14 protein-coding genes are annotated in these 17691 nt (G+C 69.4%); 9 read left to right on the plus strand and 5 right to left on the minus strand.

The window, feature by feature from the left end:
* Window positions 1-184: 184 nt before the first annotated feature.
* Window positions 185-1444, plus strand: coding sequence for a YihY/virulence factor BrkB family protein (locus tag A8G15_RS17350; RefSeq protein ID WP_082899964.1), 1260 nt, complete (start codon window positions 185-187; stop codon window positions 1442-1444).
* Here the strand turns inward: A8G15_RS17350 and A8G15_RS17355 are convergent.
* A complete protein-coding gene (locus A8G15_RS17355) occupies window positions 1417-1653 on the minus strand; it encodes a DUF3039 domain-containing protein (protein ID WP_068162154.1) in 237 nt (78 codons plus the stop codon). The two genes, A8G15_RS17350 and A8G15_RS17355, sit on opposite strands and share 28 nt — an antisense overlap.
* A gap of 58 nt (window positions 1654-1711) precedes the next feature.
* Here A8G15_RS17355 and A8G15_RS17360 point away from each other — a divergent pair, with 58 nt between their 5' ends.
* From A8G15_RS17360 to A8G15_RS17370, 3 genes are all read left to right on the plus strand, one after another.
* Window positions 1712-2080 carry a DUF3099 domain-containing protein gene (locus tag A8G15_RS17360; protein ID WP_068162157.1) on the plus strand — a complete coding sequence of 123 codons (369 nt, stop codon included), beginning with the start codon at window positions 1712-1714 and terminating at the stop codon, window positions 2078-2080.
* Between the two features lie 51 nt (window positions 2081-2131).
* The gene (locus A8G15_RS17365) at window positions 2132-3610 is read left to right on the plus strand and encodes a DUF7782 domain-containing protein (RefSeq protein WP_068162414.1); all 1479 of its coding nucleotides are present in this window, start codon (window positions 2132-2134) and stop codon (window positions 3608-3610) included.
* A gap of 192 nt (window positions 3611-3802) precedes the next feature.
* Window positions 3803-4765, plus strand: coding sequence for a sigma-70 family RNA polymerase sigma factor (locus A8G15_RS17370; protein WP_068162160.1), 963 nt, complete (start codon window positions 3803-3805; stop codon window positions 4763-4765).
* 108 nt (window positions 4766-4873) lie between these two features.
* On the opposite strand, the gene A8G15_RS17375 is transcribed toward A8G15_RS17370, so the two are convergent.
* Complete coding sequence (locus A8G15_RS17375; RefSeq protein WP_082899965.1) at window positions 4874-7621, minus strand: bifunctional acetate--CoA ligase family protein/GNAT family N-acetyltransferase; 2748 nt, start codon at window positions 7619-7621, stop codon at window positions 4874-4876.
* A complete protein-coding gene (locus tag A8G15_RS17380) occupies window positions 7614-8885 on the minus strand; it encodes an acetoin utilization protein AcuC (RefSeq protein ID WP_068162168.1) in 1272 nt (423 codons plus the stop codon). The genes A8G15_RS17375 and A8G15_RS17380 overlap by 8 nt, the downstream gene beginning before the upstream one ends.
* Window positions 8886-8989: 104 nt before the next feature.
* On the opposite strand from A8G15_RS17380, the gene A8G15_RS17385 reads away from it, so the two are divergent.
* Entirely contained in the window at window positions 8990-9676 is a 687-nt protein-coding gene (locus A8G15_RS17385) for an iron-dependent transcriptional repressor DtxR (RefSeq protein WP_068162171.1), read from the plus strand.
* A gap of 51 nt (window positions 9677-9727) precedes the next feature.
* Window positions 9728-10723, plus strand: coding sequence for a UDP-glucose 4-epimerase GalE (gene galE, locus A8G15_RS17390; RefSeq protein ID WP_068162174.1), 996 nt, complete (start codon window positions 9728-9730; stop codon window positions 10721-10723).
* A 1-nt stretch (window position 10724) separates the two neighbouring features.
* On the opposite strand, the gene A8G15_RS17395 is transcribed toward galE, so the two are convergent.
* Window positions 10725-11861 (minus strand): DUF4192 domain-containing protein, encoded by a 1137-nt coding sequence (locus tag A8G15_RS17395; RefSeq protein ID WP_068162177.1) that lies wholly within the window; start codon window positions 11859-11861, stop codon window positions 10725-10727.
* A gap of 172 nt (window positions 11862-12033) precedes the next feature.
* Window positions 12034-12729, minus strand: a complete 696-nt coding sequence (locus A8G15_RS17400) for a hypothetical protein (protein ID WP_068162180.1) — start codon at window positions 12727-12729, stop codon at window positions 12034-12036.
* Between the two features lie 201 nt (window positions 12730-12930).
* Between A8G15_RS17400 and A8G15_RS17405 the strand changes: the two genes are divergently transcribed.
* The 3 genes from A8G15_RS17405 to A8G15_RS17415 all read left to right on the plus strand — a co-directional run bounded on the left by A8G15_RS17405 (window position 12931) and on the right by A8G15_RS17415 (window position 17689).
* Window positions 12931-13872, plus strand: a complete 942-nt coding sequence (locus A8G15_RS17405; RefSeq protein ID WP_068162182.1) for a proteasome assembly chaperone family protein — start codon at window positions 12931-12933, stop codon at window positions 13870-13872.
* Between the two features lie 204 nt (window positions 13873-14076).
* Complete coding sequence (locus A8G15_RS17410; RefSeq protein ID WP_068162185.1) at window positions 14077-15114, plus strand: alpha/beta fold hydrolase; 1038 nt, start codon at window positions 14077-14079, stop codon at window positions 15112-15114.
* A 70-nt stretch (window positions 15115-15184) separates the two neighbouring features.
* On the plus strand, window positions 15185-17689 hold the full coding sequence (locus A8G15_RS17415; RefSeq protein WP_068162187.1) for a DEAD/DEAH box helicase: 2505 nt from the start codon (window positions 15185-15187) through the stop codon (window positions 17687-17689).
* The last annotated feature ends 2 nt before the right edge of the window (window positions 17690-17691 follow it).

Raw genomic sequence — 17691 nt, forward strand, 5'->3', positions numbered from 1 at the left:
CCGGCTCCCGCTGCGTCGTCCCGACCTTCCGCCGACCGTGTGGCAGCCTATCGTCTCCGGCGGCCGTTCCCTGCCGCGAACCGCCCGGCCGCCGAGGTTTCGCACGCGATCGTGGCAGAATTCGACCCGCACACACCGACCGCGGCCGCACGTCCCCGCGGGTCGTCAGGAATGCTGGAAGTACATGAGCGAGACATCCCGAACCCCCGCACCTCGGACTCCTCACCGGCGCGTCCCGCGGCCGGTGCGGACCGTGCTGCGAGTGATCGGCCGGACCGCGGCCAAGGCGTGGGGCGACTCGATCTTCAGCAAGGCGGCGACCGCCGCGTTCTGGCAGACGCTGTCGCTGCCGCCCCTCGTGCTGGGGCTGATCGGAAGTCTCGGTTACGTGGGCGGATGGTTCGGACCCGACACCGTCGACATCATCCTGTCCAAGACCATCACCTTCAGCCGCACGGTGTTCAGCGAGAACGTCGTCGACGGCATCATCAGCCCGACCGCCACCGACGTGCTGGGCCGGGGGCGTCCCGAATTGATGTCGCTGGGATTCCTGCTGTCGCTCTGGGCGGGCTCGTCCGCGATCTCCACCTTCGTCGATTCGATCGTCGAAGCGCACGGCCAGCAGGAGCACCGCCACCCGGTGTGGCAGCGCGTGTTCGCGTTGCTGCTGTACGTGATGTTTCTCATCCTGGCGGTGTTCACGCTGCCGCTGGTGGCGCTCGGGCCGAACCTCATCGGACGGGCACTGCCCGAGTCCTGGTACGACCTCGGGTCCCGGATCGTCGACACGTTCTATTACCCGGCGGTGGGCCTGCTGCTTCTGGTGGGGCTGACCACGCTGTACAAGGTGGCGCTGCCCAAGTCGCTGCCGTGGCACCGGCTGCTGGGCGGCGCCGTCGTCGCGGGCGCGTTCTTCCTCGCCGCCAGCGAGGGACTGCGCTGGTATCTGAGCTGGCTGGCCGGCACCGGCTACACCTACGGCGCGCTGGCCACCCCCATCGCCTTCCTGCTGTTCACGTTCTTCCTCGGCTTCGCGGTGGTGCTCGGCGCCGAGTTCAACGCGACCGTGCAGGAATTCTGGCCGGCGCGGGCCACCCGACTCGAGCAGTGGCGCGAATGGCTGGCCCAGCAGGCCGCGCAGCAGCCGTCACCGGAACTGGGGCCGGTGACCAACCTGACCCGGCGGCTGACGACGAGTCAGGTACGGCTGTCGGATCTGATCCGCCCGGGCGATCGGGAGCCGGAATCGTGCCCGATCGAGAGCCGGCCGGAGGACACCGGCCCGGAGAACTTCCCCGAGGACACGACCGATCGACCGGAGTCGACGGACACGGTCACGGACGAGGAGAAGGCGGCGGGTCCCGACCCGATCATCCGGGCCGGGACTCCCCCGGCTCGTTCGTCCGACTCGGTGGCTCAGTCGCCCTTGCGCAGGCCGTCGTAGACCTTCTTGCATTCCGGGCACACGGGCGAACCCGGCTTCGGCGACCGGGTGACCGGGAACACCTCGCCGCAGAGCGCGACGACGTGCGTACCCATGACCGCGCTCTCGGCGATCTTGTTCTTCTTCACGTAGTGGAAGAACTTCGGAGTGTCGTCGTCGGTCGACTCGTCGGTGGTGGTGTCGGGCCGTTCCTTGATCTGGGTGCTCACCGTTCCATGATGCCGCACCGCGTGTGCATTCGAAACGGCGGAGTGAGACAGTAGGAATATGGCGAGAACTTCAGGTTTCGGTGGATCCCCCGAGAGTGGATCACCCGACAACCCGGTTCTGATCACCGAGGCCGCCACGTCTCTCGAGGACCAGCACCGGGCACGGGTCCGCAAGTACATGACGATCATGGCATTCCGCATCCCGGCGCTGATCGTGGCGGCGCTGGCCTACGGCGCGTTCGAGAATCCCTGGATCTCCATGGCGATCATCGGTGTGTCCGTTCCACTCCCCTGGATCGCCGTGCTCATCGCCAACGACCGGCCGCCCCGCTCCAAGGACGAACCGAGCCGGTGGGACGGCCGCCGTGCGGACATCGCCGCGACGCAGGCGCTGGAGCCTCCCAAACCCCACGTCATCGACGGATAGCCGACCACCTCGCCGCCGTCGGCCCGCCGGCGGGCTGCGAGAATGCAGGACGTGGACCGTGACCTGCTGCTGTCGATCTGCTCACCGCTGCGCACTGCGCTGCTCCGTTGCCGCTACGACACCGACACCATGCTCGAGCTTCTCGGGCCCGACGCGCATGCCGCGCTCGGCCGCAGCGAGCCCGTACCGGTTCGTCGCGCGGCCGTCCGCGGCGGCGAACTCGGGACGCTGATCCGGTTGTTCCTGCTCGGCGACACCTGCGGCGTCGACGAGGTCGCGGCGGCGTTGGCTCCGCTCGCGGTCGATGCCGCGGTCGCGGCGGGCCTGCTCGAGCAGGACGGTGCCGGAGTGCGCGCCGCCCTGGACCTGCGGCCCCTCGACGCCGGCACCGGCACCCGGTGGATGCTGTCCGATCTCGACGGCGCGATCCGTCCGGTCCCCACGCGGCCGGACCATGTCCTCGGTGTCGGACAGGCATCGCTGTCGCTGCTCCGGGCCATCCCGGCCGATCCGGTCCGGACCGTCCTGGATCTGGGTACGGGCTGCGGTGTGCAGGCGGTGCGGGCCACCGACTTCGCCGGAACGGTCACCGCGACCGACGTCAATCCCCGGTGCCTGGCGCTGGCGGAGGCCACCGCCGCCCTCAACGAGGTCGAACTGGAGTTGCTCGAAGGATCGTGGTTCGAGCCGGTCGCCGGTCGCCGCTTCGATCGGATCGTCGCCAATCCTCCGTTCGTGGTGAGCGCCGGACGCGTCGAGCACAGTTACCGCGATTCCGGTCTGGATCTGGACGGCGCGAGCAAGCTGATGCTGTCGCAGGCCGTCGACCATCTCGAACCCGGCGGGACCGCGGCGATCCTCGCGTCGTGGGTGCACGTGGAGGACGAGGATTGGCGTGCCCGGGTGGCGTCGTGGTTGCCCGCGCACGGGGTGGACGCGTGGATCGTGCAGCGCGATGTCGCCGACCCGGCCCTGTACGTCGGGACGTGGCTGCAGGACGGAGATGCCGACCCGCGCGATCCCGCCGTCGCCGATCGGGCCGAGGCGTGGCTCGATCATTTCGACAGCCACCGCGTCGAAGGCGTCGGCTTCGGTTTCGTGTACCTGCGTCGCACCGACGCACCGTCGGATGTTCTGGCCGAGGATCTGCGGCACGGTTTCACCGATCCGCTCGGCGCGGAGGCGATCGCCTACTTCGAGCGGCTCGCGTGGCTGCGCGACCACGATGTCCTCGGGGCACGGTTCGCGGTACGCGCCGACACCGCCCTCGAGCGGGTGTTCCTGCCCGGTGAGGACGGCTGGCGGCAGGTCGTCGCACGAGTGCACCGCGGTGACGGGCCCGCCTGGCAGCACGAGATCGACGATCTCGCCGCGGCGCTGCTCGCCGGTATGCGTCCGGACGGCCTGGTGCTCGAGGAATTGATCGCGTTGCTCGCGGTCGCCCACGACGAGGACGAGGAAGCCCTCGTCGAACAGGCGGTACCGCTCGTCCACGGCCTGGTACGGCACGGACTGATCGAGCCGGTGTGACCCCGAAGCGGTGACCGGACGGAGATCCGGCGGCAGTTCCCGCGGGTTCCCTCGGCGGATCTTCTCAGCAACTTCTCAGGACGGGCGCGCCATCGGCGCAGGTCAACGCCATCGCCTCTCGGGAACCTCGGGAACTTCCGAGCGGACCGGAGCGTTGAACGCTGTGAGACACCACCGATGAGGAGGCACGTCATGGCACGCCCCGACACCTACGCTCGAGTCGATTCCGACCTCGATTCCCAGAGCCCGGCTGCGGACCTGGTCCGCGTCTATCTGAACGGCATCGGCCGCACGGCCCTGCTGACCGCCGCGGACGAGGTGGAACTGGCCAAGCGGATCGAGGCCGGCCTGTACGCGCAGCATCTGCTGGAGACCAAGAAGCGGCTGGGTCCCGCCAAGAAGCAGAATCTGGCGATCCTGGTGCGCGACGGGAAGGCCGCGCGCAGCCACCTGCTCGAGGCGAACCTGCGTCTGGTCGTGTCGCTGGCGAAGCGCTACACCGGACGCGGCATGCCGCTCCTCGACCTGATCCAGGAGGGCAACCTCGGCCTGATCCGCGCCATGGAGAAGTTCGACTACGCGAAGGGCTTCAAGTTCTCGACGTACGCGACCTGGTGGATCCGGCAGGCCATCACCCGCGGCATGGCCGATCAGTCCCGCACGATCCGGCTGCCCGTCCACCTCGTCGAACAGGTGAACAAGCTTGCGCGGATCAAGCGTGAACTGCATCAGCAGCTCGGCCGGGAGGCCACCGACGAAGAGTTGTCGGCCGAGTCGGGTATCCCGGTGGAAAAGATCTCCGATCTGCTCGACCACAGCCGCGACCCGGTGAGCCTCGACATGCCGGTCGGCAACGACGAGGAAGCGCCGCTCGGCGATTTCATCGAGGATGCCGAGGCGACCTCTGCCGAGAACGCCGTGATCGCGGGCCTGCTGCACAGCGACGTCCGCAGCGTGCTGGCCACCCTCGACGAGCGCGAACAGCAGGTGATCCGCCTGCGGTACGGCCTCGACGACGGTCAGCCGCGCACCCTCGACCAGATCGGCAAGCTGTTCGGCCTGTCCCGTGAGCGGGTGCGGCAGATCGAACGCGAAGTGATGGGCAAGCTCCGCGAGGGCGACCGCGCAGAACGCCTCCGCGCCTACGCCAGCTGACCGGGCACGTCAGCGCCTACGATCCCCGAGAACCGGGCTGGGTTCTCGGGGATCGTGGTGTCTGCAGCGGCTCACCGTCCTCCCCCGGGTGACGGGGCGAGGGCGGGTTCAGCGCAACCGGCGTGGGCCGAGGTCCAGCGGGTGCGGTTCGGGGCCGATCCTCACGTGCGCATCGGTCAGATCGGCGCCGGTCGCCGATGCGAGAACCGGTTCGCACGCCATCTCCCGTACCTCGGGCAGATCGTCCGCGAGCGCCGAGATGCGCTGGACGAAATCGACGAGTGCAGCCTTGCTGACCGGAGCGGCGTTGCGGTATCCGGACAGCAGCGGGGCGGCTTTGGGGGCGTCGATCAGCTCGGCCGCCTCGTCCTCGGTGAGCGGCAGCACCCGATAGGCACGGTCGCCGAGCAGATCGGAGATGACACCCGCGAGTCCGAAGGAGATCAGCGACCCGAACGACGGGTCGTCCTGGACCCGCACCACACAGCCGATGCCCTTGGTGGCCATCTTCTGCACGTGCATGAGCGGCTCGCCGGACGCCGACGACAGCGCGCGGTAGGCGACTCGGACTGCTTCGGCGTCGAGCAGGTCCAGACGCACACCGCTCAGATCCGGTCGGTGCCGCCACTGGGCTCCGGTGGCCTTCACCGCGACCGGGAACCCGATGTCCTCGGCGGCCGCGACGGCTTCGTCCGCGGTGGTCACGGTCCGGAAGTCGGCGACATGCACCCCGTAGCAGGACAGCAGCAGCGCGGCTTCGGCATCCGACAGCCATCGACCCTCGGGAGAATTGGCGAGCCAGCCGGCGACGAGTGTGCGGGCGCGTTCCGGCTCGATACCGGACGGACGGACCACCTGGGAGGTGGGGCGGCTGCGCCATTTCGCGTACCGCCACGCCCGCGCCAGCGCCCGGACGGCGCGTTCCGGTCCCGGATACGACGGCACAGATCCGCGGATCGGGTTGCCGTCGGTGTCACGGACGGCCAGCACGTCCGGGATGCCTTCGGTGGCGAGGAACGTGCTGACCACCGGCTTGTCGGAACCGGCGACGACGTCGCGCAGGGCCTGCGCGTACGGTTCGACGGTCACGGCGACGGGGGGAACGAACACGGCGATCACCGCGTCGATGTCGGCGGCGTGCACGGCCCGCGCGACGGCGTCGGCGAAATCCTGCGGGCTCGCCTGCGCACCCAGATCGATGGGGGCGCCCGGATGCAGTCCCTCACTGCGGGCGGCGTCGACCGCCAGCAGTCCGAGGGCGGTCGAGTTCCCCACGACCGCGACCCGTGGGCCGGCCGGCAGCGGCTGGTAGCCGAACAACAGAGCGGAGTCGAACAACTGCGCGATCGATTCGACCTGAACGACACCGGCCTGTTCGAACAGATCCTTGACGATCGTGTCGTCCATCTCGCCGGTGCGGGCGGCCAGCGCCGGAGGCACCGCATGCCGGCCACTCTTGACCGCGACGATCGGTTTGCTGCGGGCGACCCGGCGGGCGATGCGCGAGAACTTCCGCGGGTTGCCGAAGCTCTCCAGATACAACAGCACGACCTCGGTCACCGGATCGCTGTCCCAATACTGCAGCAGGTCGTTGCCGGACAGGTCGGCGCGGTTGCCGGCCGAGACGAACGACGACAGACCGACGCCGGTCTTGGCGGCCTCGTCCAGGATCGCGATGCCCAGGGCGCCGGACTGGCAGAAGAATCCGACGTTGCCCGCCGCCGGCAGTACCGGTGCCAGCGTCGCGTTGAGCCGCACGGCCGGATCGTTGTTCGCGACGCCCAGGGCGTTCGGTCCGATCAGCCGCATGCCGTGTGCCCGTGCGGCGTGCGCGAGGCGGCGTTCCGAATCGCGGCCCTCCGGGCCGGTCTCGCCGAACCCGGACGACACGACGAGCAGCGCCTTGACGCCCTTGGCGAGACAGTCGTCGAGTACGGCGTCGATCGCGTCGGCGGGCACCGCGGCGATCGCGAGGTCCACCTCGTCGGGAATGTCGCGCACGGTCGGGTAGGCACGCACGCCGCGCACCGAGCGATGTTCGGCGTTGACCGGGTAGACGGGTCCGCTGAACCCGCTGCGCAGCATGTTCACCAGCACCGCGTTGCCGACCTTCCGGCTGTCGGTGGAGGCGCCGATGACCGCGACACTGCCGGGGCTGAGCAGGTTGCGGACGCTGCGGGCCTCGGCGGCGCGTTCGCGGGCGTTGCGGACCGAGACCAGCGCCTCGGTCGGGTCGATCGCGAACTCGAGCCGTACCACCCCGCCGTCGAAGCTGCGGCTGACCTGGTATCCGGCTTCCCGGAAGACGGTGATCATGTTGCGGTTCTCGGCGAGGACTTCCGCGACGAACCGGTGCAGTCCGTTCTCCGCGGCCGCACCGGCGAGGTGTTCGAGCAGGATCGGCCCGAGGCCGCGTCCCTGGTGCGCGTCCGCGACCGTGAACGCCACTTCGGCGGACTTTCCGTCCCCTTCACCGGGCAGGCCTTCGTACCGGCCGACAGCGATGATCTCGTCCCCGAGGACCGCGACGAAGGCGACACGCTTGTGGTGGTCGACGACGGTGAAGTTGAACAGATCCTTCTTCGAGATCGTCGGGTAGGGGCCGAAATAGCGCAGGTACCGGGTGCGGTCGGACAGTTTGCTGTGGAACTCGAGGAGCCGTTCGGCGTCGTCCGGGACGATGGGCCGCAGGTGCACGGCACCCCCGTCGGACGCCAGGACATCGGCGACCCAGTGACGCGGGAAGTTTCGCGCGACCTCGACCGCGCGCTCCTGGGCGGCTTTCTTCTCCGCTTCGGCCGCTGCCTTCGCCGAGTCCGCGGCCGAAGCGGCGGGTGTGCTGTCGGAATCAGTCACGAGGATCCTCCGGGTCCAGTCCGAGCAGCGGGAAGCTGGCACGTCGTGTGGCGATGATCGCGGAATCGATCCGGGTCAGGGCCCGGTCCATGGAGGCGACGCCGGTCTCCGGAGTTCCACCGGGGCCGTCCCACGTCAGATAGGACACATCGCCGCCCTCCCCCATCGTGCTCGGCAGGTCCACTCCGGGCGCCATCGTCGCGACGCGCTCGCGCCAGTCCTCGGGAACGGCGGTGGACGGATCGATCTCGCGGTCGAGTGCCGCGGCGATCAGGTGGGTCCAGGCGCGGGGCACGACGCGCACGAGCCCGTATCCACCGCCGCCGACGGCGAGCCAGCGGCCCTCGCAGTACCGGTCCGCGAGGTCGCGCATCGCCAGGTACGACGCGCGTTGACCGTCGACGGTCAGCGACAGGTCCGCGAGCGGGTCCTCGCGGTGACTGTCCGCGCCGCACTGGCTGATCAGGATCTGCGGCCGGAACGCGGCGATCGCACCGGGGACGACGGCGTGGAATGCGCGCAGCCACAGGGAATCCACCGTGCCGGGCAGTACCGGAATGTTGATGGCCGTGCCCTCGGCGGCGCCGGATCCGATCTCGCTGGACCATCCGGTGTTCGGCCACAGCGTGGCCGGATGCTGGTGGATGGACACGGTCAGGACCCGGGGGTCGCCGAGGAAGGCGTGCTGGACGCCGTCACCGTGGTGGGCGTCGACATCGATGTAGGCGATACGGTCGTAGCCCTGATCGAGCAGCCACGAGATGGCGATCGCGGCGTCGTTGTAGACGCAGAACCCGGCCGCCCAGTCGGCCATGGCGTGATGCATGCCACCTCCGATGCTCACCGCGCGCCGCGCGCGGCCGGCGGCGATCTCCCGGGCAGCGGCGAGCGTGCCGCCCGCGAGGATCGCGCCGGCCTCGTGCATGTGCGGGAAGATCGGGTTGTCCTCGGTACCGAGCCCGTGCTCGGCATCGGGTTCGGCCTGCCCGGCGTCGGGCTGCGCCCCGGCCCGTTTGACCGCGTCGACGTATCCCGCGGTGTGGATCCGCAGCAGGTCGGCATCGGTTGCGGCAGTGGGACGGACGGTTTCGACGCCGTCGAGCAGCCCGATGCTCCGGGACAGCGCCATCGTCAGATCGAGCCGGGTCGGGTTCATCGGATGGGTCGGTCCCCAGCGGTAGCCGAGATAGTCGGGACTCCACACCACGACGCGATCGCCGCGCAGATGTGCCGAACTGCCGGTCGCGGCGGATGTGGTGCTCATGCCTGCAGACGCTACTGCGCGGCCCTTGTCGGCGCGAGCACCGCGCGCGCCCCCACCATACGTTTCGTCCGGCTAGAATCGGCCCCAGACGAAGGGGTGTGAGAGTGAAGGACCTGGTCGATACAACGGAGATGTATCTCCGGACGATCTACGACCTGGAGGAGGAAGGCGTCGTGCCCCTGCGGGCGCGCATCGCCGAACGCCTCGAGCAAAGCGGACCGACCGTCAGCCAGACCGTTGCGCGGATGGAGCGCGACGGTCTCCTGCGTGTCGCCGGCGACCGGCATCTGCAGTTGACCGAGAAGGGCCGCGATCTCGCGGTGTCGGTCATGCGCAAGCACCGGCTCGCCGAGCGGCTCCTCGTCGACGTGATCGGCCTGGACTGGGAGAATGTGCACGCCGAGGCGTGCCGCTGGGAACACGTCATGAGCGAAGAGGTCGAGCGCCGTCTGGTGGAGGTGCTCAACAACCCGACGACCTCCCCGTACGGCAACCCGATCCCGGGGCTGGCCCAGCTCGGGTTGAGCCGTCCAGCGCCGACGGACGAGAAGCTGGTGCGCCTGACCGAGATCCCCAGCGGCAAGCCGACCGCGGTGGTCGTGCGCCGCCTGGCCGAGTACGTACAGTCCGACCCCGACGTGATCGCGCGGCTGCGGGAGGCGGGAGTCGTTCCGGACGCGCGCGTTACAGTCGAGACGAAGCCCGGGTCGGTGATCATCAGCGTGGGTGGTCACGACGGCTTCGAACTGTCCGATGAAATGGCTCACGCCGTTCAGGTGAAGCAGGTCTGACCGAGGTCCTCTTCGCCGGCGGTACGGGCCGGCGAAGAGGAGTCGACGATCGTGAAGCTTCTGGTGACCGGCGGTGCCGGATACGTGGGCAGCGTCTGCAGCACCGTTCTGCTCGAGCAGGGCCACGAGGTGGTGATCGTCGACGACCTGTCGACCGGCAACGCCGACGCGGTGCCCGCGGGCGCCGAGTTCGTCGAGGGCGACATCGCGAAGGTCGCCGACGACGTCCTGGGGGTCGGCGGGGATACGCCCCGGTTCGACGGCGTCCTGCATTTCGGCGCGCAGTCGCTGGTCGGCGAGTCGGTCGAGGTACCCGAGAAGTACTGGCACGGCAACGTCGTCACCACGCTCGCCCTGCTCGAGGCCATCCGGCTCTCGGGAACGCCGCGCCTGGTGTTCTCGTCGACCGCCGCGACCTACGGTGAGCCCGAACAGGTTCCGATCACCGAGGACGCTCCGACCCGGCCCACCAACCCGTACGGCGCGTCCAAACTCGCCATCGACCATGCGATTTCGTCGTACGCCCGGGCACACGGACTGGCCGCGACGAGCCTGCGCTACTTCAATGTGGCCGGCGCCTACCATGGCGCGGGCGAAAACCGCGTCGTCGAAACCCATCTCATTCCGCTCGTGCTGCAGGTGGCACTGAAGCAGCGCGACCGCATGTCGGTGTTCGGCACCGACTGGCCCACCAAGGACGGCACCGCGGTCCGCGACTACATCCACGTCAAGGACCTCGCAGACGCGCACCTGCTGGCTCTGACCTCGGCGCGGCCGGGCACACACTCGATCTACAACCTCGGCAGCGGCGAGGGATTCACCGTCCGCGAGGTCATCTCGGCCTGCGAACGCGTCACCGGCCTGCCGATCCCCACGGTGGACGCGCCGCGCCGCGCCGGCGATCCGGCCGTCCTCATCGCGTCGAGCCGTCGTGCGATCGACGAACTCGGATGGCAGCCCGAGCACACCGATCTCGACGAAATCGTCTCGGATGCATGGGATTACCTCCGCGATCTCGGCGACCGCTCGCACGCCGCGCGACGCTGAGTCAGACGACGGGATCCGGTGGCGGCAGCGGAACACCGAGCCGCGCCGCGATCTCGTATCCGGTGTCGGCGAGGCCGCGCACGGTGTGCGGGCGCAGTCCCGCCTGCAGCGCCTGATCGAGCAGGTCCGCGAGCCGATGTCGCGGGTTCGACTCGAGAGCCACGCCGAGCGCGACCCCGGCGAACGGCCCGTCGCCGCGGACGTATGCTCCGAACCCGACGAGGGCGGCCGCCTCGGCACGCTCGGGATCGGGCAGGGTCCGCGTCAGTGTGATCCACAACCGTTCGGCCGCATCCGCGTACGGGCCGGCGGCGAGCGCCAGCAGTGCATCGCGGACCGTCGGGTTCGACAGCAGCACGGCGAGCTCCGCCGATTCCGGGGCGAGCAGCTCGATCCCGTTGTCGAGATCGGCGATCCGGTCGAGGACCGATTCGAGTTCCAGCCGGTCCGCGTGATCCCGGCCTCCGGCACGCACCGCAAGTTCGTAGGCCAGGTCGCGGGAATCGACGGCGTCGTCGATATACCCGGCGACGCGACTGCGCACCGGCATCGACAGCGGCTCGAGCACCCCCGCGAGTTCGGTGCGTGATCGCCGGATGAGGCCACCTTCGTAGACGCGGGCGGCGGCGACCGGTGATGCGTTCGGATCCGGCACCGTCCCGCGGCTCGCGTCGTCGCACGCGGAGTCGCCGCACAACGTGAACCATTCCCGTCCGGTGTCGATCTCCGGCACCGCGTGCACCCCGGCGACGTCGACACCGTGGCGGGCGAGTTCCTCGACCAGGTCGTCGACGATCCGGCGGGCCGCGCCCACCGCCGGCCCGCCCGGACGTTCGAGTCCGGCATCGACCAGGACGACGAGAACCGCGTCGGCGCCGTCCCGCGCGCAGACGGTGCCGAATCGGGTGAACGCGGCGCCCATCACGTCGGGAACCGGGTCGCCGACGTCCGGCAGCAGCAGGTCGTGTCTCATGACGGCGCCGATCGTGGCGCTGCCCGGGGTGTCGTGGGACGGGGTCAGGCTCACGACGATCAACGAGCGGGTCGGGGTGAAGCCGAGCAGCGCGGGGACGGCGGCGATCAGTTCGCCGGGTTCGGTCAGCCGCAGGGGCCGGGAGGACGAAGCGAATGTGGTCATGCGCCGACCTTCCCCGATGCGCACCGTGTCCGAGCGGCCCGAGGACCGGATTCGCCGAATCTGGGGATGGATCGGGCGCCTGTGGACAACGCTCGTCGCACCGAGGTTCCCCGGAGGCGGGCGCGCCCGGGTTGTCGGACCCGGCCGATAGTGTTCCGCGGCCCGCTACCGGTCACCCCGCGAGGACCCGGGCGACCGCGGCGTCGTAGACGGTTCCGAGGTTGTCCAGATCCGGGTCGCCGTCCCCGAACGACATGTAGGTGACGAGCACGCGGAGATCGCCGACCTGTGCGATGCGGGTCCGCATCGACTGCGTGACCGCGTCCCCGCCCTCCCCGGACCGCACCGTGCGGGACAGTTCGAGGGTGTCGACACCCGGCGTCGGAGCAGGCGGCGCCGATTCCGGAACCGTCGTCACCGTCGCGGTGGCGCCGCGATGGGTGGTCTCGACGCTCGGGCAGTCCGCGAGGCGGGTTCGCAGATCCCCGAGCGCGGCCGCCCCGGCGACGAGTTCGACGGTGATGGTGGCCCGGCGGCCGTTGTCGGTGCCCACTGCCATCGCGGTTCCGTCCGGCCCGTAGTCCTGCGCCGGGGGCAGGCACCCCGCCGGGTCGACCTTCGCACCGACCGGGATGCCGGTCAGATCGGGCGCGGCCTGGGCGACCGCCTGCGGCGGCAGCACGACCGCCGCGTACGGCTCGGGGAAGTTCTCGGCCGGCAACAGGAGCTCCGCGAGCGGCCGCGTCGGCGTGGCCACCGGTCCGGTCGCGGCGAGACCGTCGACCGTCGGCCCCTGCGGGACGGGCGTCCCGGGGACCGAGGTCGCGCACGCGGTGACGACGAGAAACGCCGGCAGCGTCGACACCACTGCCGCGCGGGCTCCCCGGAACCGGTCCCGCGAGTGGGGTTCTCGACGATCGTGCGCTACCACTGGGACCTCCGACGTTCGACGACCCGGTCCCGTGCCCGGGCATGAGCCGTTCACCGGTTCAACTAGACTTGTTGTCCACCATGCCACGTCGCGTCCCTCGGGGTACCGCGGCTGGTTCAGACGATCGGAGTGGTTTGCATGGACGAGCAGTCCCGCATGTACGAGCTGGAGTTCCCCGCTCCGCGCCTGACGTCGCCGGACGGTCAGGGGCCTGTGCTCGTGCACGGACTGGAAGGGTTCGCCGACGCCGGGCATGCGGTGCGGCTGGCGACGACGCACCTGCGGGAGAGCCTGGAGACCGAACTGGTCGCCTCGTTCTCCGTCGACGAGCTGATCGACTACCGGTCCCGGCGGCCGCTGATGACGTTCAAGTCCGATCACTTCTCCGACTACGCCGCGCCCGAGCTGAATCTGTACGCGATCGTCGACGCGGACGGAACGCCGTTCCTGCTGCTCGCGGGGGTGGAACCGGACCTCAAATGGGAGCGGTTCATCACCGCGGTGCGGTTGCTGGCCGAGCAGTTCGGGGTGCGGCGCACCGTCGGGATCAACGCGATTCCGATGGCGATCCCGCACACCCGCCCGCTGGGGGTCACGGCCCATTCGACGAACAAGGACCTGATCACCGATCACCATCGCTGGTCCGGCGAACTGCAGGTTCCGGCCGGTGCGTCGTCGCTGCTCGAGCTGCGTATGGCCCAGCACGGTCACGAAGCGGTCGGGTTCTCGGTGCACGTTCCCCACTACCTCGCGCAGACGGACTATCCGGCCGCCGCCGAGACACTCCTCGAGCAGGTCGCGGAGGTCTCGGATCTGAAGCTGCCGCTGGATGCGCTCGGCGAGGCCGCAGCGCGGGTGCGCGAGCAGGTCGACGAGCACATCGGCGACAACGAGGAGGTGCAGACCGTGGTCCGCGCCCTCGAACGGCAGTACGACAGCTACGTGGCCGCGCAGGAGCAGCAGGCCTCCCCGCTGCCCGCCGACGAGAGCCTGCCGACCGGCGACGAACTGGGCGCGGAGTTCGAGCGGTTCCTAGCCGAGTACGAGCGTCGCGACGACGATCCGGGCACGGCGCCGTAGGTCAAGTTACGGTCCGGCCGCAGCCCCACCTGCGGCGATTACCCAACGGTTACTCTGCCGTTACTCTTCGTGTTGTGTGGCCCACATACAGTCGGTACGCTCAGCGAAGCATGCAACAGCGGTCCAGCGGGTAAGCACACACCGGCCGGCCTTCCGGCGGTCCCCCGGGACCTCGGATTCTTGCGACGTCGTCAGGAGACGTTCATGGGTACAGCGCGCACACGGAAACTCCGCCCGGTTCCCGACTCGGAACCGCGCATGGTGTTCCGCACGATCCACGGGTACCGCCGCGCCTTCCGGCTCGCCGGCAGCGGTCCCGCACTGCTGCTGATCCACGGCATCGGCGACAACTCGTCGACGTGGCAGGAGATCATCCCGCATCTCGCGCAGAACTACACCGTGATCGCTCCTGACCTGCTCGGCCACGGCCGTTCCGACAAGCCGCGCGCCGACTATTCGGTCGCCGCGTACGCCAACGGCATGCGCGATCTGCTGTCCGTCCTGAACATCGACAAGGTCACCGTGATCGGGCATTCCCTCGGCGGCGGTGTCGCGATGCAGTTCACCTACCAGTTCCCGCACCTCGTCGACCGGCTCATCCTCGTCTCCGCCGGCGGCGTCACCAAGGACGTGCACCCGGTGTTGCGCCTGGCGTCGATGCCGGTGTTCAGCGAAGTACTCAAGCTGCTGCGACTGCCCGGTGCGATGCCCGCGATCCGGCTCACCGGCAGCCTGCTGAACAAGCTCCACGGCACCCCGCTGCGCCCTGGCGCTCTCCTGCACGACACGTCCGACCTGGTCCGGGTGCTCGGTGAACTCCCCGATCCCACCGCCTACGAGGCGTACCTGCGCACGCTGCGCGCGGTCGTCGACTGGCGCGGGCAGGTCGTGACCATGCTCGACCGATGTTATCTGACCGAGAACCTGCCGGTGCAGCTCATCTGGGGCGACCACGATTCCGTCATCCCCGTCGGACACGGCTATCTCGCGCACTCGGCGATGCCCGGTTCGCGACTCGACGTCTTCCGCGGAGCCGGACACTTCCCGTTCCGGGACGATCCGATCCGCTTCCTGCGGGTCGTCGAGGAATTCCTCGGCACGACTCCTCCGCTCGAGTTCGACGCCGACCGATGGCGGCAGTTGCTCATCGCCGGAGTCAGCGAAAGCCAGATCAGCGGCGGGCCCGCCACCCGCATGGCCGTCCTCGACGCGATGGGTGCCGACGAGCGCAGCGCCACCTGATTCCCCTGCGACGCCCGGGCGGACGTGGACCGTGGCTCGGGTGGGTGCGGGAGCCGACTAGCCTGTAACGGTGCTGCTGCCGGATCTGATCCCCGACCCCGTCGACGAGGACTCGCTGTTCGACGCCTTCACCTCCTGGACGAGCGACCGGGGCCTGACGCTCTATCCGGCGCAGGAGGAAGCGTTGATGGAGCTCGTCGCCGGCTCGAACGTCATCCTGGCGACGCCCACGGGTTCGGGAAAGTCGATGGTGGCGCTCGGCGCGCACTTCTTCGCGCTCGCCACCGGCAAGCGCACGTTCTACACCGCCCCCATCAAGGCACTGGTCAGCGAGAAGTTCTTCGCGCTGTGCGAGGTGTTCGGCGCCGACCTCGTCGGGATGATGACCGGTGACGCCTCGGTGAATTCCGGGGCGCCGATCATCTGCGCGACCGCCGAGATCGTCGCGAACCTGGCGTTGCGCGAGGGCGCCGACTCGGACATCGGTCAGGTGATCATGGACGAGTTCCACTTCTACTCCGAGCCGGACCGCGGCTGGGCGTGGCAGGTGCCGCTGATCGAGCTTCCGCACGCCCAGTTCCTGCTGATGTCGGCGACCCTCGGCGACGTCGGCCGGTTCCGGGAGGATCTGACGCGGCGCACCGGCCGGCCCACCACCGAGGTCTCGGGCGCCGAACGGCCGGTGCCGCTGACTTACTCGTATTCGCTCGCGCCGATCGGCGAGGCCATCGAGGAGCTGGTCACCACGCATCAGGCTCCGGTCTACGTCGTGCACTTCACGCAGGCCGCGGCCCTCGAACGCGCTCAGGCACTGACGAGCGTCAACATGTGCAGCAAGGCGGAGAAGGAGGCGATCGCCGAGGCCATCGGCGCGTTCCGGTTCTCGACGGGCTTCGGCAGGACACTGTCGCGGCTGGTGCGGCACGGCATCGGCGTGCACCACGCCGGGATGCTGCCGAAGTACCGGCGGCTCGTCGAGCGTCTCGCGCAGGACGGACTGCTCAAGGTCATCTGCGGGACCGACACACTGGGTGTCGGGATCAACGTGCCGATCCGCACGGTTCTGCTGACGGGTCTGACGAAGTTCGACGGCACCCGCATGCGCCAGCTCAAGGCCCGCGAGTTCCATCAGATCGCGGGTCGCGCCGGGCGTGCCGGGTTCGACACGATGGGCACGGTCGTCGTGCAGGCCCCCGAGCACGAGATCGAGAACCACCGCGCGCTCGCCAAGGCCGGCGACGATCCGAAGAAGAAGCGGAAGGTCCAGCGCAAGAAGGCGCCCGAGGGTTTCGTGTCGTGGGGCGAAGCGACGTTCGAGAAGATCGTGGCCGCGGCGCCGGAGCCGATGGTCTCGCGGTTCCACGTCACCAATTCGATGCTGCTGAACGTCATTGCCCGGCCCGGCAACTGCTTCGACGCCATGCGGCACCTGCTCGAGGACAATCACGAGCCCCGCAAGGCGCAGCGCCGGCACATCCTGCGGGCCGTCGAGCTGTACCGGGGCCTGCTCCAGGCGGGCATCGTCGAACGCCTCGACGCCCCCGACGAGGACGGTCGCTGGGCACGGCTGACCGTCGACCTGCAACGCGATTTCGCGTTGAACCAGCCGCTGTCACCCTTCGCGCTGGCGGTCCTCGAACTGCTCGACATCGAGTCCCCCACCTACGCGCTCGACGTCGTGTCGGTGATCGAATCGACGCTCGACGACCCGCGCCAGGTCCTGTTCGCGCAACAGCACGCCGCGCGCGGTGAAGCCGTCGCCCAGATGAAGGCGGACGGGATCGAATACGACGAGCGCATGGAGCTGCTCGAGGAGGTCACCTGGCCCAAGCCGCTCGTGGAACTGCTCGAGCCGGCGTTCGAGACGTACCGGGCGGGGCATCCGTGGGTGTCCGAGACGCCGCTCTCACCCAAGTCGGTGGTGCGGGACATGGTCGAGAAGTCGATGACCTTCGCCGAACTGGTCTCCCACTACGGGCTCGCCCGGTCGGAGGGGCTCGTACTGCGCTACCTCGCGGACGCGTACCGGGCACTGCGCCAGACCGTGCCGGACTCGGCACGCACCGAGGAGCTCGAGGATCTCACCGAGTGGCTCGGTGAGCTGATCCGCCAGGTCGATTCGTCGCTGCTCGACGAATGGGAACAGCTCGCCAACCCGGGTGTCGAATCCGACGATCAGCAGCTCGCGTTCGGCGCGGACACCCCCCGTCCGATCTCGGCGAACACCCGCGCGTTCAAGGTGATGATCCGTAACGCGATGTTCAAGCGTGTCGAGCTGGCGTCGCGGAAACGGTGGGACGATCTGGCGGCGCTCGGTGACGGCCTCGAGGCCGAGGACTGGGCGGACCTGCTCGAGCTGTACTTCGACGAGTACGACGAGATCGGCACCGGCCCCGACGCGCGCGGTCCGGGTCTGTTCTCCGTCGTGCAGGAACCGGCCCTGTGGCGGGTGCGCCAGACGCTCGCGGATCCCGCCGGGGACCACGGCTGGGCGCTGATCGGCGAGGTGAACCTGTCCGAGTCGGATGCGGCCGGAGAAGTCGTGTTCGACGAGTTCGAGATCGTCGAGGGCTGAGC

The sequence above is a fragment of the Rhodococcus phenolicus genome (assembly GCF_001646785.1).
Lineage (GTDB): Bacteria > Actinomycetota > Actinomycetes > Mycobacteriales > Mycobacteriaceae > Rhodococcus > Rhodococcus phenolicus.